The sequence below is a fragment of the Tindallia texcoconensis genome (assembly GCF_055383815.1).
This window is the reverse complement of sequence record NZ_AP042431.1, coordinates 1,719,558-1,745,539: the sequence shown is the minus strand read 5'-3', so window position 1 is coordinate 1,745,539 and position 25,982 is coordinate 1,719,558. Positions and strand designations below refer to the sequence as shown.

The following is a 25,982-nucleotide window of genomic DNA, read 5'->3' as shown; positions in this document are numbered from 1 at the left end:
CTACATTAAAATTGAACGTAATGTCTCTAGCATACAGTTTGCATCTATCTCTTTCACTATTTGACCCTTTGAATACTCATTAACTCGTTCCCCTTGAGCACCAATACCAAACGAAATCACAGGATATTCAAGTGCCATTATTTCTTGAAGTACATAGCAATATGTTTCAGGCCAAACTGAAGGTATCATAGTAACATCAATACTGTTATTGCTTAGTAACTCTGGAAGGTCTGCCCGATTATATGCTCCGGTAACAAAGATATTATCCATTTTTTCAGCTTCTTGTTCGTAGTCTGGGTGTACGTATCCAATAACAAAAAACTTTATATTCATATTCAGTTGCTTTGCAGTTTTGGCCATTTCCAGTAGTATTTGAACCCCTTTGTTCACACCTAATGCACCAATAACCCCTACATGAAGTTCTTTTGAGGGTAATTTTTGAGTGCGTTTTTTTTGACACTCTTTAAACTCTATTAACGGTTTGTGCGGAAGCACTGTAGTTTTTTTGTGGTTTAGAATATAGATGCTTTCTACTATTCTTTTGCTGCTCTCAGAAAAGAATCTTACTTCAATTGCTTTTCTAATCAACTGTTGCCATGCATTTCGCCACTCTTTTATATCTGCGATTCTTGTCACTTTATGTGGATTTGTGGTCAAACACTTATTACACTCATCTATGTCTGGTAAGAAGCAGTATATATCTTGACCCGTGAGTAAATTGACCGTTGGGCAAACGCAGTAAAAATCATGTATTAGCATCATTATTTTCGATTTAGTCTTCAGCAACGCATCCATGCAAGTGTAAAAATCACCATCATTCCACAACGCCAATTCATTAATGATAATATTTTTGTCATAATTGCAAATCAATGAATAATAGTCTTCATATTCAAAATTCAAATTTAAACCTTTATACATAATTTCTAGCTTTACGCCTTTTACATGCACTTCCTTTGATTTTGGAGCAAGTATCCCAACAACACCACCATTTGATTCTATTTCAGGTATTAGAGTGTTTGTCATATAATCACCAGCGCCTCCTCCTTTTCCATGATCAAGTATTAGGTAGGCATCGTGCTTTGTTAGGAAAAGACTATATAGTGCGGCGTCTCTAAAGTTTTGGGAACGTTTGTTTTTTATCCACGTTTCAATTTGATAGTGGTAGCCTGGATGTAGGCGATTTAGTTCATTCAGATTCTTCTTCAGCATCCTTTGTTTTTTTTCTGGTTCAAATGAACCGCCGTGATTATGAAATACAAATAAGTTTGGGACATATACATTTCTAAAACCTTTCAAATTAGCCCTTTGGCAAAAGTCATTTTCTTCACCATATCCTAACCCAAAAGTGGCTTCATCAAATCCTCCTAACGCTTTCCATAAATCTGTTTTTATCGCCATGCAGAAACCAATACCTGTCGGAATATCAATTGCTGTTTCCGAAGGCTCATACACAATCTCTTTAAAAGCATCATCAATATCAACAGCCACATCTGTATTCATTTGATTGTCTTCGTTTATCAACGGAAAGCTAAGTACTGTTGCTGCGTTAGAAAGTGGCGTTGCTGTTGCAATATTATCTTCCTTGTATATTGGAAAAAGCAAACGCTCTAACCAATTATTCGGGACACAAACGTCTGTGTTCAATAGAACAAAACACGTGCTTTTTACATGTTCACTAGCTTTGTTAACTGATTTTACGAAACCAAGATTATGCGTATTCTGAAGAAAAATTGTTTCCTGAAAGTCACCGAGGTGTTTCTTTATTACATCTACAATACCTACATCTGGACTTGCGTCATCAATGATAATTAAACGACATGGGGTTGTTGTATGTTTTTTCAAACTATTAAACAAGTTGTCAAGATATTCAATCCCATTGTAAACTGGTATAATGATGTCTACTGATTCTTTTAGAATTTCAAAGTGTTTCTTTCCTTCTATACGTACTCGAATTTCATTTTCATTTTTATATGCATTTCGCTCCACTAAATGACAGGGTTTTCGTCCTTCACTTTTTCCGTTCGAAACGTAATGATATAACGGATTAATTCCTTTTATCAGAACATCACTTTGATGACTTAAATAATATTTAGAATTAAAGTCTGGAGTTACATCTCTTCCTTCATAAACACCATGGAATACATAATGTTTAATTGGGTGTGTTAAGAATTTACCTATATGCTTTAAAAGGATATTTCTTGAAGACTTATACTTGCTCCATCTGCTTAAGTTCATTGCCTTCACAAAATCTGGATTTTTTTGCCTATAGTAGGCTGAATCGTACATTCCTGACCTGTAAATAATGTAACAAACCTTTAGATCGTTAATCGTTTTCAAGACCTTTAGTTTTCTGCGTTTTCTTGATGATTGACAAAATGCTTTTAACACTTCTTTAGGGTTTATAAACGCTCTTTTTTCATGTTGACCATATTGAACAAAGTGGTGAAGAGGATTTATTATTCGAGAGTCAATATCAGCATTCGCATTGAGGTAGTAATCGGTACTAAAAAACTCACTTGGATTAAGTCCTCTCATTGCACCTTCGTTCACATAATGCTTAATCAACATGCGCTTGCTTTGTACCCTGTCTATTTCAGCATGATTGCAATAGTAATCAGGGTCAAACAATGGCGTGCTCATTAGATTTTCAACTGCATCTATAAGATTCAGTTGAAATCTAAGCGATTTCAACTTTTTTTCTTGGTCACTTATTGTCTTTTTATTCTGCTCTAAATCCACCAAAAGTAATTCATTTTCTTTTCTTTTTTCTTCTATTACTGCTTCTTTTTCTTCTATTACCGCTTCTTTTTCTTCTATTACCGCTTCTTTTTCTTCTATTACCGCTTCTTTTTCTTCTATTACCGCTTCTTTTTCTTCTATTACCGCTTCTTTTTCTTCTATTACCGCTTCTTTTTCTTCTATTACCGCTTCTTTTTCTTCTATTACCGCTTCTTTTTCTTCTATTACTGCTTCTTTTTCTTCAACATCTTGCTTTTTCTTAATGATGTTCTTTTCAATATGCATTTTTTTGCTCTTGGTGTTCTCTAATTCCGATTTCACTTCCTTAAGCACAGTATTCATTTCTTTTTTCACTGTATGATTGACATGAAATAACGTGAACTTATCTAAACTATATTTTTCAAATACTATTTTTATTTTATTTTTAAGAAAGTCAGATATATCTTCATTAATGACAAGTTGCGGATCATCTTTTTCAAATACATAAAACTCACCTATTCTATGAGTATAATTCCCAGTCAATTCATTAGTATCTAATTTTTTGTTGTCACTCACAACGATAGAATTAATTTTAACAAGAACACTGTATTTACTAGGATCTATTCTAACGCCAACAGGCTCACCAACTATGTTGTCCGCTTCTATTTCCATTAAATTTTTCCCATTTGTCCACTTTTGGGATTCAGCTTCATTGTAGCCGTTTCCTGTATCAATGAATAACTGGATATAATCATCAAATTCTGCATCATTTAGTGATAGAAGGTTTCTCATCAAAGCCTCTCTGCGACTAAGAAAAAAGTTTTTTATTTTACAATTATCATTTTGAACCTGCAAAATATTATATATTTGCCATGTTATTTCATTCAAATTATTGCTCAATATCGACTTAGTGTCTAGTTTATCATTTTGAACCATCTTCACATCCAAAAAGTCTTCTAAGTACTCTTTGGCTATATTGCTATTAAACTCTTTGATTGCTAGATACTCTTCAATTTTTTTAAACTCGCTTTGCTTCTTACTCAATAGATTATTAAAATCACATAGTATAAATTCTTCACATACATTTTGAAATAGTATTGAGTAATAGTAAATCCATAGCTTTATACCAGCCTCTATCTCAATTCCATTTCTTTTATATAAAGAATTTGCTACTTCAATTGGTTTTCTATAGACAATAATTCTTTTTGTTTTAATTCCAATTTCATTAAATACCTTTTCCCAAAAAGGCAGCAACAACGAAAGTCTTGGATCTTTTATAACAATACACTTACTATCCTCAAACTCTTCTTCAAGAATAGCCTTTGCTTCATGAACAAAGCAATCATAGTATTCATACAACATTGATTGAAATCTATTCAGCACGATATTATCTATGTTATACCATTTCATACCAAAAAAAGCTAATATCTTATCATTAAGCTCAACAATTCGTTTGTTTTCCCAGTAACCTTTTTGATTAAATTCATCTGCATCCAAGAGCTTTTTCCCTGGATACGCCCCTAAATCTACTGCTGCTTTTGCAACAGTACTCGTTCCAGATCTATGCATTCCTAGTATGAAAATTGCCTGCACTTAAATCACCCTTTTAGATAATTTTTATTGCTTATTTCATTGCATTTTTGTATTCCTTGCATATTAATTCAGGATCACCAGATTTAATGATTTTCCCTCCATCTATCCAAATCACTCGATCTGACAATTCCCTGATCTGTTGTAAGCTATGGGATACAATTAGAACCGTACCACCGCCATCCATCATCTCCCTCATTTTAGCAGAACTTTTAGCTTTAAAGGCTTCATCACCAACACCTAAGACTTCATCGACAATTAAAATATCTGCTCCTACTTGTGAGGCAATGGAAAAACCAAGTTTTGCTCGCATTCCTGAAGAATAGTTCTTGAGTGGGGTATGAATAAAATGACCCAGCTCAGAAAATTCAACAATTCTTTCGTAATTTGCATCCAGAAATGCCTTGTCTTTTCCTAGGATAGCACCATTTAAATAAATGTTTTTTGCTCCAGAAAACTCTTGATCAAAGCCTGCTCCCAGCTCCAACAATGGAGCGATGCTACCATTAATTTCTACACTACCGCTGGTAGGCTTCATCACACCGGATATTATTTTAAGAAGTGTGCTTTTTCCAGCTCCATTTCGTCCAATAATCCCTAAGCGCTCCCCTTTATATACATTAAAGCTCACGTTATCTAGTGCTCTAAAGTTTGAATAAGTGAGTTTCCTTTTCAGGATGCGTATCATATATTCTTTGATGGAATTCACTTTTTCATTTTGAAGACGGAAATCCATTGTGACGTTGTTTACTTTTATAATTGGTTTCTGGTTCATTCATATCGCTCCGATAGTCTAAAAAATTTATATATAAAAGATGAATTTTTTCTGGTTTCTTTCAAATAGAAAAAGTCCAGCAATCATGAAGAAGAGGGCATATCCAGCACAAAATAGCAGATTCCCCACTTCTGGTGTTGCGTTGTAATAAATAATCTGCCGAAATCCTTGGATAAAATGAAAAACTGGATTTATTTGCAAAAATATTTGGTATTGGTCTGGAACAATTTCTGGCGGATAAAAAATAGCGGAGAGATACATCATCATCATGATAATAACACTATATATATGTTCCATATCTCTAAAAAACACAGCCACAGTTGCCAGTAACAAACTGACTCCCATCACTAAAATAAACAACAAGATTAGATATATGGGTACATATATCAGATGGATACTAAAACTAGCGCCTGTCCATAAAATCACAAATACTAGGTTAAACATAGAAACAATAAAAAAAATAAATTCTGATATGACTTTGGATAGGGTAATGATATATTTGGGAATATATACTTTTGTAATAAGTCTACCAGATGCAGTAATGGATTTCATTGCTGTTGATGTGCAGGTCGAAAAAAAAGCAAAAACAAGCCTTCCTGTTAATATGTATAATGGAAAATTTTCTATCTGGCGTTGGAGAAGAGTGGAGAATACGATGGACAAAACGATCATATGGAGGAGTGGGTTTAAGAGACTCCATACTATTCCCAAAGCAGATCCTTTGTATTTTTTTTCGATGGCAGTTTTTACTAGTACGGTTAATAAAAAGTAATACTTCTTAAAGGTTTTTAGATAACGAATTAGTTTATTGTCTGTACATATTGTCATAATAATCCCTGTACTCTCCTGTGACAATTTTTTTTAGCCAGTTATTGTTTTCTAAATACCATCGAATGGTTTCTGCCATACCTTGTTCAAATGTGTATGCTGGTTTCCATCCAAGTTCTGTGGAAATTTTAGTGTTGTCGATGGCATAGCGTCTGTCGTGACCCGGTCTATCTTTGACATATTTTATTAGGTTTTCGGTTTTATTCAGTTCTTTGATAAGAAGTTTCACTATTTCTATGTTGGCTTTTTCATTATTTCCGCCAATATTATACACTTCACCGACTTTTCCTTTACGCAGAACCGTATCGATCGCTACACAGTGATCTGAAACATGCAGCCAGTCTCTAACTTGCATACCGTCTCCATAGACAGGTAGGCTTTTATTCTGGATACAATTATTGATCATTAAAGGAATTAATTTTTCTGGAAACTGGTAAGGCCCATAGTTGTTGGAACAACGTGTAATATTGACTGGCATTCCAAAAGTTTCATGATATGCTCGCACCAAAAGATCTGCACTGGTTTTAGATGCAGCATAAGGACTATTGGGAGCCAGCGGAGTTTTTTCCGTAAATAAGCCTGTCTTTCCTAATGTTCCATAGACTTCATCCGTGGAGACTTGCACAAACTTTACATTTGGTTTAAACTTCCTGCAATGCTTATCTTCCGGATTCTCTTTCCAATGGTTTTTAGCTGTGTCCAGCAACAATTGGGTCCCTATAACGTTGGTGCTTAAAAAGATTTCTGGTTCTTCAATACTGCGGTCTACATGAGACTCGGCGGCAAAATTAATTACAGTATCGATATCGTATTCGTTAAAAATGCTTTTAATCTGTTTTCTGTCCCTAATATCTCCTTTAATAAATGTATATAAGGGGTGTTTTTCAACCTCTGACAAGTTATCTAGATTCCCAGCATATGTCAACATGTCCAGGTTAACAACTCTGTCCTCATGGTTATTCAGCATATATTTTATAAAGTTGGCACCAATAAATCCAGCGCCTCCAGTAACCAGTATTTTTTTCATAGGGTTCTCCTTTATTCTATTATTTACAATCCTTTTGCAATATCTAACAGGTATCTGCCGTACTCGGTTTTCAAGAGCGGTTGTGCCAGCTTTTCAAGTTCTTCGTTTGTGATGTAACCCATTCGATAGGCAATTTCTTCGATGCAGGATATATAGAGTCCCTGACGTTTCTGGACGGCTTCCACAAAATTGGACGCTTCCAGCATGCTTTGATGAGTTCCTGTGTCCAACCATGCTAATCCTCTACCGAAGAGTTCTACTTTTAGATTGCCTTGTTCCAAGTATGCCTGATTTACCGATGTTATTTCCAATTCGCCTCGCTGAGACGGCTTTACGTTTTTTGCAATTTCTGCTACATTATGATCATAAAAATATAGTCCTGGAATAGCATAACGTGATTTTGGTGTTAGTGGCTTTTCTTCCAAGGATATTACGTTTCCACCAGTATCGAATTCTACTACACCGAAATCTTCCGGATTCTTAACGTAGTAGCCAAAAATGACGGCACCTTCTTTTAAGGAAGCTGCTGATTGAAGTGTCCCTGTAAAGCCTTTTCCATAAAATATATTATCTCCTAATACCAATGCACAGGAATCATTACCAATAAATTTTTCTCCAATAATGAATGCTTGGGCAAGTCCTTTGGGCTCTGGTTGCACTGCGTAGCTAAGAGAGAGGCCGAGTTCTTTCCCATCTCCCAATAAATGTTCAAACATGGGTACATCTGTTGGTGTTGATATAATAAGTATTTCGCGTATTCCTGCCAACATTAATGCAGACAAAGGATAGTAGATCATTGGTTTATCATAGATGGGTAGTAGTTGTTTTGATATGCTTCGAGTAATCGGGTATAAGCGAGTGCCGGAACCTCCAGCTAGTATAATGCCTTTCACTTTATGACCTCCTTTTTTGAAATAATATTGCCGAACTTCATGGTATCACTACTAATTTGGTAGGTCAAGGCGTTTCTTAAAGCCTATTCTGCCCAGATATGTCACATGAACTTCCAGCCCCATTTATTGAAGTATGTTATCATAGAACGTAAAGTTATATATACATATTTAAGACTTTTATGTGCATTTCTTTCCCATATGTGAATTACTCTTGCTTCTGGAAAAAACATGGTTTTAGATACTTGATTTACTCTTCTCGTGATATCTGCATCTTCTAAGTACAAAAAGAAAGCATCATCAAATCCATTGATTTGTTTGAAAATATTGGTTCTAAATACCATGAAAGAGCCTGTAGCATATTCCAATTGCATAGACGAATTGTAGCCAGTGTTTTTCATAACGTATTTGTCTTGTCTTTTTCTAAGTAAATTGGGCGAAATTCTTCTGATCATCATGTCTAAAACAGTTGGGTTAATTTTACACAGATGTTGAATGGTGCCATCTGTATTTAAAACTAATGGAGACAACAAGCCTACTTCTGGGTTATCATCTAAAAATCGAATCATTGATTGGACTTGGTTCGCATTTTCTATTGTTATATCTGGATTAATCACAAAGTGATACTTAGAATTAATGTCTCCAATAATTGCATTATGTCCATTGCCAAAACCCTTATTCTCGTTACGACAAACAATCTCTATATTTCCAGAAACCTTTCGAGCTATCTTTACTGTATTATCCTTGGAGTTATTGTCGATGATATATAGTTTATATGTATGATTCGGGGGAATGCTTTCAATAATATTTCTTGCCGTGTTTTCTATTAAGTCTTCATTGTTATATGTAACTATCGCTAAACTCAAGTCTATTTTGCTCATTTTCAACACGACCTGCCTTTTCTCACAATTTGTCATGCTTCTAAAGTCTATTGCATTTCAAAAGTTATCGACTACTTGATTGACCCCTATGTTTTGAGACTTTCTTATAACAATTCCCTTGTTTCTAAAAGCATTACTCTCTCTGGAAGGTTAACTATTGGATTTGAAATATCATTCTTAAACTCCATACCAACATGAAGTATGGGTATATCCAATTTTTCTATTTCTTCTACTGTTTGAATATATATTATAGATCCATTTTCTTTTGCATTCATTTCTCTTAATGCCAATTCTGTCAATCTGCTAAATTCATCCTCCGAATGAATAAAGTAAAGACTATCATGCTGATTCAAAAGAGTTTTTAAACAAAATTTAATATCCTCTTTCATTTTTTCTATGATCGTATAGTGTACTTTAACGTATTTCACGGTTTTTTGGGCTTTTTCCAGTATGCCGGCCGGGGTGAGCATATAGGCTACCCGGTTGGCGGGGATTTCTTCCATTTTCACCACTCCCCGGCTGATCATTTTTTTGAGCAGAAGATTGACGCTGCCCAAAGAGAAGCCGGTTTGGCGGGAGATATCCCGTTGGGAGGCTTTGGGGTTGGCGTCTAGTTGGGTGAGAATGATGTATTCTTTGTCGTTGGATATAGTCATGTTGATCACCTCCAGATTAAAGCAAGTTCAAACTTAAAAGAGAATTACAAATACGATTAACCACGAAGGTGTTGACGCTTTTTGTAATAAAACAAGCCTGTGTTCAGTTGTTGAACGCAGGCTTATCGTAACATGAGTTGAATTTAGTTGTCAAGGTTGTTTTATCCTTGGTTTAAATAAAATGCTTCTAGCTTTTCTTCTAACGGTGCTTGGTAGGTGGATTCTATGAGGTCCATCAACCACATGAGTCCTGGCAGTGCATTTACTGCATCTGGCACTACGGTTAACACTTCATTGATGATTTCTAAGTGATCTGTACTTTCCCATTCTTTTATCAAGGTGCTTTCTACGGTATTGGGGTTGATGTAGTAATATCCCTTTAAAGCCACAATGAATCCTCTCTCATGATTTTGCTCTAATGCAGGGACTTTATAGGTTAATTCAATCCTGTCTCCATAAATCATCCTGACATAGTTGTCGTTGTCGAAATCTCCAATGATGGTTTGAACATTCTTTTCTCCATTAAATAGAGCTGTGTTAGGTTTTAGCTCCATCATCTGTACCATTACATTATCTGAATAATCAATGCTAATCTGATCTATTTCGTAAAGTCCCGCTCCTGAAACCAGCCGAACTTTCACTTCATTGGTAGACCCTGCAATTAAGCTGAGATCCAGGGGAACTAAGAATTCTTCAAGCAAGTGCATACCTGCTTTGATTTCGCCTTGTTTGATCCATTGTTCCCCGTTCCACAGTTCGATTCTCAGGTTAACGATGCTGACAAAATCCCACAGCTTTTCCTGGATTGCTGGTGTTTCCAATACTCTTTCAATCCACCACATATGATTAAGGCCATCAACTCTGTCGATGATATAGGATCCTAACTCATTGACCCCTTCGGTTTTCTGTGTGCTAATCAGCAATTTCCCTTGTTTTCCGGCGTCTTCCGGCTTAATGAATATACCGTTATAGGTATCCACATACCTGCCCATTTCGGCTACATTCTCTTCAGATGTCACCATTTGACCTTTTTTTGTGATTTCTGCCAATCGGCTCTTTCCATTGGAATCCACAAAGGCAACGGGAGAAACTCGATCCTTGATCGTATGGGGGTTTCCAAATATGTCTGCCACTACTTCCTGAATCCCTTCGTTAGCTGGGTAATCCACTGCCATAAGACGAAATCCATTAACATAGGAAATCTCTTGCAATTCCTCTGCTATTTTTACATGGTATTTTCCCTCTACCGCCTGCAACTGACGAAGTGTCCCGTATGAAGTTGTTTCCAGTGCTCTATTCACGGCAAAGGGAATTGCTTCGTGCTCAAAATGGTGTTTTTCGCCATCAAATGAGTATATAAATGGGCAAGAAAACTCTACTCGTCCAATTTCCAACGGTTCACTTTCCACCGTACCTGTGTAGTGTCCGACCCCTGTGGCCACGACTCTTACCCAATCTCCAGTTTTCACAGGATCAGCTATCAGATATTGCTCATCAGTGGCGTCCGTTATGTCGATCCATTCGTCATGATCCTTAACCCGGTACTGCCATTGATACTCGAGCGTTGCCGCTTCTGGTACCATCTCAATTATAAATAGCGTTTCACCCACATCTGGCCCGATTAATAGGTCCGACCAAATTATGGTTATTCTTTCCAGAACTCCCTTTTCAACCGTCACATCCACTGAGAATGCCTCTGTAGGATCGACCAAAGAATCTTGATCCAGGGTTATTGTACCTAAGCCAGATATTTCAAGATTTCCATATACTTCTGCGGTTACGGTGGATTGGTTTTCTCTGATTACATTACCAAGGTTTAATTCATCGAACACGCCGGTTAGCATTACGTGTTCTCTGTAAACCGCTTGGGAAACCGTATTGTTTTCGATTGTAAGCGTGAAAATCTGATCAAAGTTGGAATTTACGCTCACGGTTTCCGGCGACACTTTCATTCCCGGATCATTTTGTGGCGGTTTTCTTTTACGGCTTCTTTGGCCATCATTATCGTCTCTTATGGCAGGCGGTGCCGTGATCCTTTCTGTCATGTTTTCAGGCATTTTCTCGTAGGTAGCATTACTGGCTTCTTTTCCAGATGCTGCTATTATAGTTCCTTCACCTTGAACTCTAAGGATTTCATCTGTGTTAAGTCTGTCAATAACTGTATCTTTCTCCATACTTATGATTGTTCCAGTAATTCCTTCTTTAATAATCATTTCTTCTACGCTGCTTTTCCCTTGAAGAATGACATGGACGTTGTCTCCTTCAATGATCACAGTATCAAAATTTCCATTCAGAATGACGCTTTGTTCTTCGGCGGCTTCTGAAATAAGAATTTCCAATCCATTCACATCGATAGCTACAATGCGTACTGCACCACTGTCTGTTCTTTCAATTGTTATTTTGTTGTAGGCTCCACCATTCACATAGATGCTGTCTTTTCCGCCTCCCCGTATGAAGGTTTCCCCCTTTACGGCGATGTTATTTAGGAACACGCTGCCGTCGCCTACTTCTTCTGCAATTATTAGGTTTCCAGTGATGATCCTATTTTGTAGAGTAACACCATCGGAGGTGATGATGACGCTGCCGTCGATAATTTCTAATAAACCTTCTTCTAATAAACCTTCTTCATCTATATCTTTATTTTCATTTCTATCTTCAGGGCCGTAGGTGCCTGGGGTGTCGATCACGATGGTATCTGGTAGATCGGAAGATTGAGGCATAAAATAGGCTGTCCGATTCACAGGGTCCCACTGGTAGGGGATCTTCAGAGCTTGCGCCAAAGGTGAAATAGGAATCATAGCACGGCCAGGGTCTACGATAAGGGCTGTTGTATCCATCTCCATGAAAAAATGACCGTTTTTCATCAGGTCTGAACTTTCAATTTGGATGATGATGACATCCAGGCCTTTGCTAACAATAACGGTGCGAGTAGACTCATTCCAGTCTACGGTTGCCCCCAAGGCTTCAGCAGCAAACCGGACGGGCACCATGATGCGGTTGTCCTGTATGTAGGGAGCTATATCCGATGTCTGACTCACGCCATCAATAGTGTATCCTGTCTGATCCATAGTAAAGGCTACAGTGCCAAAAGGACGCTCTGTATCAATCGTTTCAGCCGTTACCGTTATCAGCAGGGAAACCATCATACTTACTATCAAAAGTAATACAATGCTCTTTTTGCATTGGTTCGTCTGCTTTCCCATTCAGTTCAGCTCCTTTTCTTTATTCCTTTTTTCTATGCCAACCTTTATTCCTTGCTTTTAAGCATGTTCATCCTATTACTTCCAATCATATCAGTTAGGTTGATTTCCAAAGCTTCTGAATAATTATACCTCGTAGAGACTGTAAAGTCACTTCTTTTTTCAGTTGGACGGAGTTAATCAGATCCTTGATTCAACAGAAATCAAGGATCTACTATTTCATTAAAATCTATCCTTTCCAGCGGGCGGGGGTGGAGCGGATATCCACGTGGAGGAAGGTGGTGTATAGACCGATGCCGGTGAAGCCGATGGCTTCTGCGTGGGGCAGTAGTTGGGTGGGGCTGAAGCCCTGGACGCGGATGTCGGCGGCGGTGCCCAGCAGGTGCTGGCTATGGGTGGCGCCTCCCACTCGGCGGTTGTGGCTAGGGTTACGGTAGCCACTGGTGATGATGATGGGGCGGTTTAGGCGGTCCCGTAGTTGTTGGAGTTTGCTGAGTAGGGTGGGATGAAGGCGGACCTGATGGCTGCCGTCTTTGCATTGGAATTCATGGAGATGGAAATTTTTGGATATTGGGATGTGGTTGGTTCTGTTTGTCATGAAATTCTCCTTTCGGGTTAGGGTTGAGGGGGAGAGTGTAACTAACCAACTAACCAACTAATCCCTTGAGTTTTTCTAATACTGCTGCTTTCTGTCGACTCAGGGTGACGGGGTGTAGATTCAGATCGGCGGCGATGTCTTTTAGGGGTACTTGGCGAATATAGTGGTGGTAGATCAGGTTGATTTCTTTGTTGCTTAGATGATGCATACTTTGGGACAGGGCTTGGAGCTGTTCTTCCTGTATAAGGGCTTCTTCGGCTGAGGCGGCTGGGTCTGGTAGTTGGTTGGCTTTGGTTTCCTTGATATCTTCCATGGTTCCTGTGGCTGGTGCGTCTAGTGTAATCAGGGGTCGTTTGCTTCGATAGCCGTTGTAAAAATGATACCGCAATTGTTGCTGGGCGTAGGCAATAAAGGGGACCCCTTGGGTGGGATCGTAATTTTTCAGGCATTGGAGCAGGATGAGGGCGCCTTCCTGAAGGGCATCTTCTGGGCTGTCGAAAACCGTAGGGTGTTTGCGGTGCAGGGCCAGAAGGAGGGGCTTCAGTTGGTGAATTAGTTTTTCGATTTGGTACTTGGTTTCTTCTGGACTCTCTTCTCCTTTTGTGATGGCCATTGCCAGGGCTTGAATTGCTTCGGTTGTATTTTTCATTTTCTCCTCTTTGGGAGGATGCATCCTCTGTGAATTACCGGTTAGGCTTATATTATCCAAAAGAGCAGAAGGGCACAAAATTTAGATTTGCACATTTGTAGGATGAATTTCAACCTTTGAGTGGTAGGTTTGTGTTTTCTTAATGGGGAATTGTTGCCTTAGGAAGGTCTTTACTGAGGATCATCGAACATATTTTCGATTTTCTATTGACTTCGAACATATGTTTTTGTATGATTGTATCGATCCCTCCATTAGATCTTAAGGAGGGCTTCGACAACAACTAGGAATGCAGGAAGAAAAGGGGTGTTTGGATGGGTAGGAAGGACAATGAGGTTGAAAGTGCGGAAGCGGCTTTGGAAATGGTGATGGAGCGTCCTTTAGAGGTGGAGGGTTTTTACCCGGTGCAGGTCCATGGCTTTGGAGATGGAATGCGGATCTTGTATGGGGATGGAGAATCCCAAGATTATTCTATTACGGTAAAACGATTTACAAGCCGGCTTTCGGAGGGTTGTTTTTATAATATAAAGGTGGCGCAGCGGTATCTTAGTCTGGAACTGCAAGCAAAATATTTGGTGCCTATTCCTCTGGGGCGGGAGATGATGCTAATCCCCTTTAAGACGCGGAGGCCATTGGTGCAAGGGGATTCCATGATTGGATATGTGAATTGGCATGCGGTGGAGCGGGTACTGAGCCGAGGAAAGATTGTATTAAGGAGTGGAAGGGAGTTTCCCTGTTTGAATAAAAGTCGAACGGTAAAGCAGCGGATGATGCAGGCAAAGTTGGGAACTGTGTTGATGCGGGAGTACTATAAGGGCAGGTGAGTTCAAAACAGTTGGAAGAGCAGTTGGAAAGGCAGGTGGAGGGGCAGTTGGAAAGGCAGGTTATAGGGGATAGATAAGTTCAAAACAGGTGGAAAGGCAGTTGAGAGTTATAAGTTAAAAATTAAGGGCAAAACCCCAAGGCGCAGCGAGGGCGGAGCTGGCAATTTTTTTGCATCGAAAGAGGGTGGGAAAAATGGTATAATGATGGCAGAAGAAAACAGATATTTTAAGAGATAGATAAGTTCGGCTATGTACGTTCTTGGATGAGGGGAGCAGAAGGCTATGGATGAAAAAGCTTTTGAATTGATGACGGCGATGTATTCGGAGATGCAAAAGGGATTCAAGCGGGTAGACGAGCGGTTTGAGCAAATTGATAAGCGGTTTGAACAGATGGATGAACGGTTTGAGCAGATGGATGAACGGTTTGAGAGATTAGAAGGGCATGTTGAGAGTAATACTACCTGTATAAAAAAAATTGATATGCGTATTGAGAATGAAATTATGCCAAAAATAGATATGCTGTTTGATGCGGTGCAAATGAACGCTGAGCGAATCCAGCGGGTGGAAGATAAAGTGGATCGCCTGACGGAGCGGGTAGATTCACAAGAGTTTGATATTCGATTGATCAAAACGCAGAAGGCGGAGTAGGGGAATGAACAGGTTAAAGGGCAGGTTAAAGGGGAACAGGTTATAGGGGATAGGTAAGTTCAAAACAGTTGAAAGAGCAGTTGGAATAGCAGTTGAAAGGGCAGTTAAAGGTTATGAGTTAACAGGTTACAGTTAAGTTCAAGAGATTAAGGTCAAAAGATAAAGAGATAACCGCAAATGGGCGCGAAGGAAAACCTCTGTATTGAGTAATTTAAAGCCAGCAGACACCGTGAGAGGTCACAGTGACGCTGGCTTTTTGTAATCCTTCATTCATAACGCTTAATTCTTAATCGCTTTTTTCCATGCTGTTGATGGATTGGGCCAACTCCTGAAGGCTGAACGTTAGGCTTTCCATACGGCTTTCCAGTCGTACCAGCAGGTAGATGGAAAGGACGATGGGGAATCCCAGGTTTGCGATAGGGGCTAGCAGTTCTTGTACTTGCATGTGTCACCTCCTTAGCGTAACTGCCTGTGGCGATTATGTTAATTGATCCTGATGAATTGATCGTTGATCATTACGTTCAAACCCATGAAATTAGAGAATATAGCGTGGATTCCTAAGATGGAAAGGAAGGGCCCCGAGAGGGCCCTTCCTTTGCTGTGGTATGGACTGGGATGGCTTTAGCCTTGGAAGTCCAGGTCGGTAATTTCTGTTGTTACAATTCGTGCGCTTTCTGCTACGGCTAAGGCTGCGCCGCCAGGGGCGAAGACATTGGTGTTAATAATGTTTTCCATGGTGCTTTTCACCGTTGCTGGTTCCAGGCTTGTATCTGGATTTGGCAGGGAAATTCGGGCGCTGGCGCCGTCGGTTTTGATGAAGTTAAGTTCTAGTCGCTGGTTCATGGGTTACCTCCTTTCTTTTGGGTTTTCATTCCCCCTCACCCTGCCCTCTCCCGCCAGGGGAGAGGGGAACAAGATCCACATCATGCTTTCCAGGGAGAAGGGTGTCTGATTATTACGTTTTCCTAAGCTTCGATGAGTTCTTTTTCTTCGGTGCGGATAATACTTTTGACGGGTTTTGTCTGCAACATTCCCAATGCATTGGCTGCGTTGAAGACTTGGCTGTCTTCTGCATCGGTTTTTACTCCGCTGTAGGTTCTGGACATCAATTGCTCTCGTCCGTCTAGGATGTCGTTGATGAAGCGAAGTCGAAGTCTGGAGTTTTGATTGATCACTTCTACTGGCATGTGGGTCACCTCCTTTCTACTTAATAAATAGCAAAAAGGATGGATGCATAACATAAAAAAACCCTGCAATTCGAGATATTGGCAGGGGGGTTAAGGGATGGATTCAATGCTTTTGATTTTTTTTCTTGCGTATTCCACGGATTCCAGAAACTCTTCTGACGGCTTGATGGAAAAGGACAATGGCTTGGTATTTTCCTGGAAGATGGTTAAGAGGTCGATGGTTTGTTGATATAATTCTTTTGCTTCTGATTCTTGACCATTCTCATGTTGAATATCGGCATACTGGTTAAGTGCGAAAGCTGCAAAAGCATAGGCCTGTGGCTTAATTCGCCGATGAGCGATATATTGATCCAGTCTTTTTTCAAATTTTTCTTTGTTGTTTGTAGTCCTGTAATATTCTATGGCCTGATGCGTTAATCTGGCATGATTCGGGGCATACGCTAGTCCTTTTTCTATGATGGCAATGGTTTCTCTGTCATCTTGTTGGCTATTGGATATTTGGCTCCTATAGAATGTCACTTGAGCCATATTGCTGCGATATCCAGGATGGAATGGGTTTTGGGCTATGGACTTTTCCAAATGCTCATACGCAATTTCTATGTTTTGATGGTGTTGCACTTGCTCCATTCCTTTTTCATACTGGTGGTGGGCACTAAGACGAAGGCCAGAAAGTACAAGAATGGGAAGCAGTAACACAAAGACCGTTCGGGCTTTGATGGCTTTTTTAAAGGCTGGTTTCTGCCACGTTTGTGGTTCCCATGAAATGAATCCTATCATCATCCAGAAGATGATTGTGATAGAAAAAAAGCTGAAATTAAAGTCAAAGCTGCTATGCAAGAGTAATGATAGAATCGCTGTAATAAGACTAAGTGTCATGACGTCTTTTTTCTTAATGGCTTGACTTCCCCTTAAGAGAAGGATGACTACCAAGGAAACCAACGCCAACATTCCCGAGATCCCTGCCTCTACCATGGTTTGGAGAATGTGATTGTGGGTGAGGCGGCTGGTATAGGGTTGTGTCTGAAAGGCTTCGTAGCGAGCTTCCCACGCACCGCCTCCAGATCCGGTGAAAGGCTGATCTATGAAGATAGCAAAGGCATCTTGGCTGAAGGCAATACGTTCATAGGCGCTACGCTGGTCGATGTTGATGTCCATGATACGTTGTGATATGGCTTCTGGCAAAAGAAATAATGCGACTATTCCCAGAACCATGATAACAGATGCCCCAATGACTATGAATTTTTTTGAACAGCAATTTGGTTTTATTGGCTTTTTATCTATTATGAATTGAAGGCTTCCATTGATCATAGCACCTGCTGAAATCCATAGCAGTAATGCTAGAGAAGTGTTTTGCTGTATTGGAATGGCACTATGTAGTGGTGTCAATAGCAACAAGCTGACGGTGGCCTGGATAGAGTATACCAATAATACTTGTGGCTTATTTTCTTTTGGAGTTATCCCCCAATAGCCTAGGGCAATTATTGGAAATAGCAACCAAGCAATCCTGGAATAGGTTAGGATGAGTGTGATTAACAAAATCCAAGAAGCACTCATCAGCATTCTTTTTTCCACTCCTGAGGTTGCTATCTGATACTGGCCAAGGGTCAGAAAATAGACGCTCATGACTAGAGCCGCCAGGGTATTTGGGTATTGAAAGGTAGATGCCAGACGTCCTGCTAAAACCGCATCGGTATACTGGATAAAGCCAGCAAGGGAAAGCCATCCCATAATGGATAGCATGACGGCCAGTGTAATGATTAGACCTATCATTTGTTTTTTGGCTTGGGGGGATTCAGTTACTTCTCGGGTTAGTCCTACTATGCATAGGATGGAAAGCTGCCATAATACCATGGCTATGGTTTCTTCCAAGTTGAACCACTGATGTGTAAGAAGGGGGATCAGGTATGCTACCACCATCAGTAGTAGAATCCAGTGAATTGGATCTCGAAGGGGAATAGTTTCTTTTTTCAGTGCGGCGGTGACTAGCCAGAGGCTTGCAATGGCAAAAATACAGGTTTGGATCACAAGGATGGCTCCAGGAAAAAAAGCCCCTCTGAAGAAAGGGGCCAGCATCACGATGATGCTAAGCCCCCATTTGACCCAGAGCGTGTTTTTAGATGAACTTTTAGGCTTTGGTTTTTTCATTTTTCACTCTATCCCCAATCTGACATTCTGATAGAAGGGTGATGCCCATTGCCAGCAAGATCCAAAATAGAGGGGCAATGGCTACAATGCTATCGTTGAAGATAGCAGCCACTAGGTAGCCTGCAACTCCTAAGGTAATAGCCATGAGCAACAGGTGGTTTTCTTGGGTTAAGTCTAGTTTTTGATGGCTCAGGCTTCGCCATTCAAAAAAGAACTGTCCAATCATAAACAACAATGCTAATAATGAAAGTACACCTGTATAGATGGCTGTTTGGAGGTAATCGTTATGGGGATTGCTTACCAAACGGTTTGGGTGGTTATGTCCCTGTAATTGGCCAATAAAATCATCTTGCGGAAACTGGAATAGGAAGTTTCCAGGGCCAGCTCCAATAAATATGTGGTTTTTCAGAAGAGGAATGGTTCTGGACCAAGTGTAGCCCCGTCGGGTTCCTAAATGTTCCCTTCCTTCGAATCCCCATTTCTCCACGTACTCATAGGGTCTGGTTTCGCCGCTAGCGTCTATTATGTGGAAGCTTTCCTCGATAAAAGGAAACTCCATTTCTTTTTTACCACTGTCTACCCTTAGAATAGGGACATCTGAGCTATGGTCTATGTTTATTGCAAAGTGACTAAGTGAATCTGACTGTATTTCATAGCCATCGTCATCAAGAATAGTCAGGGTTTTGTCTTCATTGTACTGTATCTGAAGGATGCCTTGGGTGGTATCCATGGTAATACGATTGTCTTGAATCCAGAGGTCTGTTAGTCCAGCTGGGTGTTCCCTAGGTTGTATTTCCGCCAAGGTTCTGTTAAGGATTTGCGGATGGATGGTCAGTGTTGCCAGAATGAGAATAGCCATGGCTGCACTGAGTCCCAGAGCCATTTTCTGTGGTTTTCCAGTGGTTTTTAGCAAAATAATGACTACAGACAGAACAAGTATAACCAACACTGCCGCTATCCCTGCTCGAGACTGGGAGCCGACAAGGGTAGTGACCAGTAAGAGGGAAGCAATGCTATATAGTATTTTAACAGCTTTGTTCCTGTTAGTGAAGGAGGCCGCCAACATAACAGGCAACGTTAATGCCGCAAAGCTCCCAACGTAATTAGAATTACCCAGGGTTGCATAAACGTCATGTCCACCACCGGTGTGCCCAGTGTCTGCAATGGCGTGGTGCAACTCAGAGGGCAGCATCAAACGTTGAAACCATGGGGCTATGATGGGATCATATCCCAGCCACTGCAGGGTTCCAATAAGGCCAATTACTCCGCTGGATATTAAAAGGCCATGCAGAACAAAGCGTCGCTGATGGTTGGTTTGGAGCAGATAGAGTGTTGCTACGAACAGAAGCATATACGCCAATAGGGCCCACATGCCTTCATAGTGATCCATGACACCTCGTAGGGCAACGGTTTTGTTTTCAGAAAACAGGGTGGAAAGAATGGTGAAAACAGAGAAAACCCCCACTGGAATACACCACTTTGGGGAGATAAAGGGCTTTTTGCTTAAAAATCTTTCCATCAGTAGCATTAACCCTGCGAAGACGGCCAACACCACCAGAAAAATCATTTTCCAGTAAGCATTGAAATCAAGGTTATGAGAGCCCTCAATCCAAACTTGGGCGGATTGAGGGTCCAATTCAACGATTCTTAATCTCATTATGAGTGGAACCAATGCCACAGTCAGAAAAATTGGCAGTACGGAGAAAATGGTTGGTTTATGGTCTTTTGCTTGGTTTCTTGTTGAGGCACCTGTTGCTTTCTTTTTTGCCAATATGATCACCCAATCCTAAGTTATTCGATCAATCAGCTTTTATTCTACCATGTATTTTAGTGATAGGAAAGGGGTTGAAAAACAACGGAACGGGTATCCGAATTCCATTGGTATTCTACTCCCAAGGCTCTGGATAGATGAGCCACAGGGATCATGGTGCGGCCTAGGCCTTCTTCCGTAGGTTGAATGACGGCTGGGGTATCCATCAGGATGGTTTCTTGGTTTAAACGTAACTCCGGTTCATCGATGGTAAGGTGAAGGGTGTCCTCTCCTTTATGGACGGTGACGGTTCTGGTGGATTCCTCCCAGATGACTTCCTCGGCTCCCAGTGCCAGGGCCACATGGCTAAGAGGCATCATAGTACGCCCCCCTCCGCCAGACAAAGACTGGATATAGGGAGCTACATCTGTTGGGTAGTGGATGCCATCCTTGCGGTATCCGGTTTCATCAATGGTAAAGATAACTTGGGAGGGTTCTTTAACCTCTTCTGGCTCTTCTTCAGGCTCTTCTTCAGGCTCTTCTTCAGGCTCTTCTGGGGCTTCTGGGGCTTTGGGCATTTCAGGTTCCTCTGGTTCTTCTGGTTCTTCTCGTTTTTTTGGCTCTTCTGGTTCTTTGGGTTCTTCTGTTTCAAAGTGGCCGGGCATATCTTCTTTGAGCCAATCCATTCCGGTTTTTTCTGGTCCTACTACGCCTGCAAAGGTCAGGGTTTCTGCTGTGGCTCCTCCGGTCCATGCTTCGATGCGGACGGTGGCATCCCCACCAGCCGTGGCTTCGGCGTACAAGGGAATTTGATAAAAGGCTTTTTCATTGATGGTTTCGTCTTTCCTTAGGGTGACCTGAAGGGTGGTACTGGTGACTCGGCTGACGCTGATCTCCGTTGCAGAACCTCTTACCTGAGTATGGCCTGGTATTTCATCGATGTTTTTCCACTCGGCATTTTGCAAATGAAGGCGGACTCTTTCATCTTCTCTAAAATCTCCCAAGGCAGATTCTTCTATACGAAGTTTTGGTGCATCCGCTGCTGTAAAAACATGATCCACTCGCACACGAGGGGTATAGTTGACGGTATTATCGCTGGCGGCAAAGCTTCTGGGTGTGCATAGGAGGGCTCCTATCAGCAGGATCACAAAGGCTTTTTTCATTGTTTTTCGCTCCTTTCAATGGTTGGAAAGTTGGATGGGAAATTCACAGGCTTCTAAAAAAACCCCGACGAAATAGCCGGGGTTCCTTCTTTAGTGTCTTCCTCTTTACTGCATGTATTCTGGAACCAGATAGGGTTTCGTTACCTGTGTTCTTAATAGGGCATGCTGTTGTTTTTTGTTTTCCAGTTCTTCTAGCTCTGATTTAATTTCCAGTTCTTTTTCCGTGATCGTGTTTCGGATAATCATGCCTAGTTCATGCTGTAGTTCCAAAACCCCTAGTTGTTCTTGTAATTGCACTACCTTCATCTCGCCTTGTTCAATGGTTTTTTCCAGTTGTTTCAACTTGCTGATCCGCTCTTCCAATACTTCCCGAAGGTTTCTTCGAATGTTGTTCCGTTCTTTAATAGCGTTATCCACTTCGATTTCTTTTACCTTGTAAGGAGCGTCTGCCGGTGAGCCGGTATAGGTGAAAAACTTGGTGTCTGTTTCGGCTTTGGTAATTTGCAATTCCGCAATTTCCACATAAGGATCTGCTGCCACGGCTCGGCTTACCAAGGTGCTGGTGGCGGTTCCAGCCACAGGCTGATACTCTAGTAATTCTATCACGGCTTCGTATTCATGGATATCACGGATGCCTGTCATAATCCCCAATTGTTCATAAAGGATTCTCTCTGACTCTGCTAATAGGTCTCGGTTTTTTTCTGTCCGCTCCACTTCTTGGTTCAGCTGACTAAAGGAAAATCGGCTGGCCATGCCATTTTCGGCTTTCAAGCGTTCTTGGGCTTGTAGGGTGTTCATATAGCTGAGTCTATCTTCCAGTAATTCTTGGTTGATTCTTGCTTCTCGAATGTCATTAAACATGGCTTCCAGAATATACCCAATGCGTTCTTCTTCGATTTCTTTCTGGTTTCGCATGGATCGGATATTAATATCCGTCTGAATAATGTTCATGACGATGTTTTTGCTGGTGGCAGAGGAGATCATCACGCCTCTAGCGGCTTGTGGATCTGTCTGTGCACTTTCTAAATCTGAAATGGTAGGACGGGTGTCTTGATCATATTCCCGAAGCCTACTTCGTGATTCCTGCAATTGCTCGATGGTGTTGGCTCGTTTCCGTAGACTAATGTCGTTGTTGACGGATTTTTGGATGGCTTCTTCCAGGGTGAGTGGCTTTTTGGCGGTCTCTTCGGCCCATGCCGGAAGCACAGAGGTCATCAACACTGAAATGAGCAGCATCATGACGATCATCCCTTTTATTCCTTTGGCTTTCATAAGCACTTCTCCTTCTTCTTAGCATTAATTAAGATTCGGTTTATTGGTCTTTTTCTTTCAATAGCTCTCGTTTTTCCTTATTTTAAGTTTAATGCAATGTCAAATTCGATTTCTACTAATTCTGGTCTAACGCCATGTTTTTCCGCAAAAATCGTGAGTCTCATTTCCTTAGAATCTTCTGGTATATCTGGAAGAGAAATATACCCATCGATGACATCATCTCTTTGCAAATGTTTATACCATTTGGTGTCATAGTGTTGGAACCCTACATCCGAAGTTTTGTATTCTTTTCCATCGACTATGGCTACTGTTTTGCCCTGTCGAATCTCATAAGGAGTACGATCTTCATTTTCTACCCGAAGATACACTCGAGTGGTATCCACACGGCCTCGACTGGCGGATTCACGGCCATCTTTATCCCGAAGGGTGACTAAGTTTACCGTTACTTCTAAATCTTCATGGTACTGAGTCACAGGCAAGCGACGATAATTTCCTGCTGGCTGTCCTGTATCTTCTTCTGCTGCTGCTTCTTCCTCTTCTTCCGTTACTTCTTCTTCCTCTTCCGGCTCTTCCACCAATTCTTCCTCTTCTGGCTCTTCCGGCTCTGGAACTATTTCTGGCTCTGGGGTGGTGATAAGGACCCGTTGGGTTATTTCATCCCATAAAACATCGGCATCTAGGATCTGAGTCATATACCGCAGGGGTACATAGGTGCGGCCTTCGTGAACCAAGGTGGTATATCCGGAAGCCATGGGTTGAATCTCTCCATCTACCACATATTGAATATCTGGGCGAAGATGGACGTTGATCATTTCCGTAATGGCGGAAATGGATGTAACAGACATGGTTAGGGCAACGCCTAGGGCTAAGCCGGTGACGCCATATTTTATTCTTTCTTTCATCATGATTCCCTCCTGTTTTTAGGATTTGGTTGTACTGCTTTCTTAGCCCAGTCTTTACATTCTGGTAAATAGTATAGGATTTTTATGAACTGGGGATGAACAATACTTCTTTCTTTAGTCGATGACAAAGATTCTGTCGGCTATAAAGTCGTTGTTGGAATAGTGGCCATTAATAAGGACTTCGTCGTCCCGTCGCAGGCGCGTAAAGTCGATGCTTCGATTGTCCCGTCCAATAATATCCGTATCTCTGGTGACATAAACAGAGGTTTTAATATACCGGTCTGACTGGGGACTTAAATGTTCCAAGGTCAGGATGTCTCGCCGGTCATCCAATCGATCAATCATTCCGGATAAGACACGATCGCTGCGGGGGAGTCGGTCTGCTTCAATTTCTACTACTCGTCCACCTTCCAGATGCAGTTCTACTTTGGCGTTGACCCGTAGGTCGCTAAGGGAGCTTCGATCGTTGTCGATAAAGACATCTACCCCTTCTGCCAGTTCAAAGGTTCTTTCATCCCGATCGTCGTCCATAATGGTGATGGTTTCCGTTCGGCCCAGGGTGATTTGCTGAATGGTGCCTTCATAGGAGGTTTCCCGATCAAAGCTAATGGCATCAATCCGCTTCACATATCCATCTTTATCCAATTCCATTTCTACAATATCCCCGCGAGAAAGGTCTTCCAGATAGCCTCGGCGGCCATCTATTCGAAGGGTTGGGTCGTCTTTTAATTCATATTTTTCTGTCCTGTGGTTCAGCTTGCGAACTTCAAGGGTATACGGATAACTGGAAAAGGAAACAGGTCCTTCTAGAATTCCTTCTACTTGGTCTTCCTTCCCTTTGTCGTAATCGTTTTCGATGCGGATAACGTCCAAGTTGTTATACTCGATGGTGACCAGTTCATCTTCTTCCAACCGGCTGGCTCTGGAGCTGCTTCCATCGATAAGGATTTCTGTGTCTTCTGTGATTCGGAAGCTTCGACGATTGTCTGAATCGCCTCTGGATTCCACCACAATGGCATAATGGGTGGATAAGTCGGTGATGACACGTAGGTATCCAGTGAAACGACTGCGACGAGGCTCGATATCGATGCGAATCAATTCATCCTTGTCGTTGATGGTAAACTCACCTTTCATGTCTCGCTTCAGATTAACAAGGTCATGCTCAATGCTTCGAATCAAGATTTCTGTATTTCTTTGGACTTTATACAGCTCTACTTCGTCTTCGTCTTCAAAGGTGATGTAGATCAACCCTGTGTCTGTATTCACTCGTTGAATTTCGCCTTCTTTGCGAGTCCAAGCATTCCGGTCCTTGTCTCTTTGGTCATCGTCATCGTCATCGTCATCGTCATCCTTATCCTTGTCTCTGTCTGGAAGTTGTATCACGATGGGTTCATTTTCTTCCAAGGCTTCTACGGCTTTACTCATCAGGGCGGCCATCTCGGCTCTGGTAATGGTTTGACGTGGGTTAAAATTGTTTTCCGTATCCCCTGAAATCACATCTTTTTCCACTAAAAGACTGACGTAGGGCAGGGCATTGCTGCTAATCTGCTCTGTATCTTTAAAATTCAAGGTGGCAGCACTGCTCTGGGCTTCACTGTCTGTATCCATGGCTTTGCCAAAGTAGATGGCTACATCTTCTCGAGCCGCACTTTGTTGTTCTGGATAGGGGTCTGCATCCTTCATGAAGCCTGCTAGGGCTGTGGTGCTAATAATGTCGGTTTCTAGGGCATAGGCTACTTGCCGCATGGCCCATTCTGGTATTTGAGCTGAGGTCATAATGCTTTTGTATCGATTGGTATGGTCATTCTTAGAACTTAATTGGTCGGTTTCCCGTAGCATGGAGTACAGCATCACCATGGCTTCTACTTTGGTTACTGGATCGTCGGGTTTGTACACTCGACGGCCGGTAGCTGGATCGTCGGATCCGCTGACAATGTCTTTGTCTGCCATTCGCTGTATATGGCTTCGTCCCCAATGGCTTCCGATATCTGTAAACTCTACAGCGAAGGCCGGGATGATGGTGGAACAAATCATCACGATGCTTAGCAGAAGTGCTATTTTTGTTTTTTGCATGTAGATCCTCCCTTTACATTTTTACTCTTTTTCGATTTTAGGCTGTGTCTTTGGGTTTTAGGCTGTGGTTTGACCTGTTCCTTTAGGCTGTGGTTTGACCTGTTTTTTTAGGGTATCTTTTTATGCTATGGTCATAGCTCTATTATAGCATAGAGTGGCACCCAGTGTGTCTTACAATCCGATTACAGGAGAGCAGGGTATAGGAAATC

At 41.2% G+C, this 25,982-nt stretch carries 21 protein-coding genes; 2 read left to right on the top strand and 19 right to left on the bottom strand.

All coding sequences use genetic code 11. The features are described 5' to 3' along the window. The 10 genes from ACZ47N_RS07855 to ACZ47N_RS07810 form a co-directional block, all read right to left on the bottom strand. Positions 1 to 4,311, bottom strand: a complete 4,311-nt coding sequence (locus ACZ47N_RS07855; RefSeq protein ID WP_464886008.1) for a glycosyltransferase — start codon at positions 4,309 to 4,311, stop codon at positions 1 to 3. A 31-nt stretch (positions 4,312 to 4,342) separates the two neighbouring features. Then, on the bottom strand, positions 4,343 to 5,083 hold the full coding sequence (locus tag ACZ47N_RS07850) for an ABC transporter ATP-binding protein (protein WP_464886007.1): 741 nt from the start codon (positions 5,081 to 5,083) through the stop codon (positions 4,343 to 4,345). 27 nt (positions 5,084 to 5,110) lie between these two features. Continuing rightward, complete coding sequence (locus ACZ47N_RS07845) at positions 5,111 to 5,911, bottom strand: ABC transporter permease (protein WP_093313899.1); 801 nt, start codon at positions 5,909 to 5,911, stop codon at positions 5,111 to 5,113. Beyond that, positions 5,889 to 6,938 carry a dTDP-glucose 4,6-dehydratase gene (gene rfbB / locus ACZ47N_RS07840; RefSeq protein ID WP_464886006.1) on the bottom strand — a complete coding sequence of 350 codons (1,050 nt, stop codon included), beginning with the start codon at positions 6,936 to 6,938 and terminating at the stop codon, positions 5,889 to 5,891. The genes ACZ47N_RS07845 and rfbB overlap by 23 nt, the downstream gene beginning before the upstream one ends. Before the next feature lie 23 nt (positions 6,939 to 6,961). Beyond that, the gene (rfbA, locus tag ACZ47N_RS07835) at positions 6,962 to 7,831 is read right to left on the bottom strand and encodes a glucose-1-phosphate thymidylyltransferase RfbA (RefSeq protein ID WP_093313903.1); all 870 of its coding nucleotides are present in this window, start codon (positions 7,829 to 7,831) and stop codon (positions 6,962 to 6,964) included. Positions 7,832 to 7,932: 101 nt separating this feature from the next. Further along, positions 7,933 to 8,709 (bottom strand): glycosyltransferase family 2 protein, encoded by a 777-nt coding sequence (locus tag ACZ47N_RS07830; protein ID WP_176968362.1) that lies wholly within the window; start codon positions 8,707 to 8,709, stop codon positions 7,933 to 7,935. Positions 8,710 to 8,813: 104 nt separating this feature from the next. Continuing rightward, positions 8,814 to 9,365: a winged helix-turn-helix transcriptional regulator gene (locus ACZ47N_RS07825; protein ID WP_464886005.1), complete on the bottom strand. Its 552-nt coding sequence runs from the start codon at positions 9,363 to 9,365 to the stop codon at positions 8,814 to 8,816. 161 nt (positions 9,366 to 9,526) lie between these two features. Then, positions 9,527 to 12,568 carry a copper amine oxidase N-terminal domain-containing protein gene (locus ACZ47N_RS07820; RefSeq protein ID WP_464886004.1) on the bottom strand — a complete coding sequence of 1,014 codons (3,042 nt, stop codon included), beginning with the start codon at positions 12,566 to 12,568 and terminating at the stop codon, positions 9,527 to 9,529. A 226-nt stretch (positions 12,569 to 12,794) separates the two neighbouring features. Then, a complete protein-coding gene (locus ACZ47N_RS07815; RefSeq protein WP_464886003.1) occupies positions 12,795 to 13,163 on the bottom strand; it encodes a YcbK family protein in 369 nt (122 codons plus the stop codon). Positions 13,164 to 13,212: 49 nt separating this feature from the next. Next, the gene (locus ACZ47N_RS07810; RefSeq protein ID WP_464886002.1) at positions 13,213 to 13,812 is read right to left on the bottom strand and encodes a sigma-70 family RNA polymerase sigma factor; all 600 of its coding nucleotides are present in this window, start codon (positions 13,810 to 13,812) and stop codon (positions 13,213 to 13,215) included. Between the two features lie 311 nt (positions 13,813 to 14,123). Between ACZ47N_RS07810 and ACZ47N_RS07805 the strand changes: the two genes are divergently transcribed. Both ACZ47N_RS07805 and ACZ47N_RS07800 read left to right on the top strand, forming a co-directional pair. Next, positions 14,124 to 14,633 (top strand): hypothetical protein, encoded by a 510-nt coding sequence (locus ACZ47N_RS07805; RefSeq protein ID WP_464886001.1) that lies wholly within the window; start codon positions 14,124 to 14,126, stop codon positions 14,631 to 14,633. 282 nt (positions 14,634 to 14,915) lie between these two features. Beyond that, positions 14,916 to 15,281: a hypothetical protein gene (locus ACZ47N_RS07800; RefSeq protein ID WP_464886000.1), complete on the top strand. Its 366-nt coding sequence runs from the start codon at positions 14,916 to 14,918 to the stop codon at positions 15,279 to 15,281. Positions 15,282 to 15,567: 286 nt separating this feature from the next. On the opposite strand, the gene ACZ47N_RS07795 is transcribed toward ACZ47N_RS07800, so the two are convergent. The 9 genes from ACZ47N_RS07795 to ACZ47N_RS07755 all read right to left on the bottom strand — a co-directional run bounded on the left by ACZ47N_RS07795 (position 15,568) and on the right by ACZ47N_RS07755 (position 25,773). Next, positions 15,568 to 15,726 (bottom strand): YvrJ family protein, encoded by a 159-nt coding sequence (locus tag ACZ47N_RS07795; RefSeq protein WP_464885999.1) that lies wholly within the window; start codon positions 15,724 to 15,726, stop codon positions 15,568 to 15,570. A gap of 176 nt (positions 15,727 to 15,902) precedes the next feature. Then, complete coding sequence (locus ACZ47N_RS07790; RefSeq protein WP_464885998.1) at positions 15,903 to 16,124, bottom strand: DUF2922 domain-containing protein; 222 nt, start codon at positions 16,122 to 16,124, stop codon at positions 15,903 to 15,905. A gap of 122 nt (positions 16,125 to 16,246) precedes the next feature. Beyond that, positions 16,247 to 16,468, bottom strand: a complete 222-nt coding sequence (locus ACZ47N_RS07785) for a DUF1659 domain-containing protein (RefSeq protein ID WP_464885997.1) — start codon at positions 16,466 to 16,468, stop codon at positions 16,247 to 16,249. A 90-nt stretch (positions 16,469 to 16,558) separates the two neighbouring features. Then, positions 16,559 to 18,613 (bottom strand): O-antigen ligase family protein, encoded by a 2,055-nt coding sequence (locus ACZ47N_RS07780; protein ID WP_464885996.1) that lies wholly within the window; start codon positions 18,611 to 18,613, stop codon positions 16,559 to 16,561. Next, positions 18,594 to 20,384 carry an O-antigen ligase family protein gene (locus ACZ47N_RS07775; RefSeq protein ID WP_464885995.1) on the bottom strand — a complete coding sequence of 597 codons (1,791 nt, stop codon included), beginning with the start codon at positions 20,382 to 20,384 and terminating at the stop codon, positions 18,594 to 18,596. Before ACZ47N_RS07775 ends, ACZ47N_RS07780 begins: the two co-directional genes overlap by 20 nt. A gap of 56 nt (positions 20,385 to 20,440) precedes the next feature. Continuing rightward, positions 20,441 to 21,526 (bottom strand): stalk domain-containing protein, encoded by a 1,086-nt coding sequence (locus ACZ47N_RS07770; RefSeq protein WP_464885994.1) that lies wholly within the window; start codon positions 21,524 to 21,526, stop codon positions 20,441 to 20,443. Between the two features lie 105 nt (positions 21,527 to 21,631). After that, positions 21,632 to 22,798, bottom strand: a complete 1,167-nt coding sequence (locus tag ACZ47N_RS07765) for a hypothetical protein (protein ID WP_464885993.1) — start codon at positions 22,796 to 22,798, stop codon at positions 21,632 to 21,634. 77 nt (positions 22,799 to 22,875) lie between these two features. Further along, positions 22,876 to 23,700, bottom strand: coding sequence for a stalk domain-containing protein (locus tag ACZ47N_RS07760; protein WP_464885992.1), 825 nt, complete (start codon positions 23,698 to 23,700; stop codon positions 22,876 to 22,878). A 114-nt stretch (positions 23,701 to 23,814) separates the two neighbouring features. Then, entirely contained in the window at positions 23,815 to 25,773 is a 1,959-nt protein-coding gene (locus tag ACZ47N_RS07755) for an S-layer homology domain-containing protein (RefSeq protein WP_464885991.1), read from the bottom strand. Positions 25,774 to 25,982 lie beyond the last annotated feature (209 nt).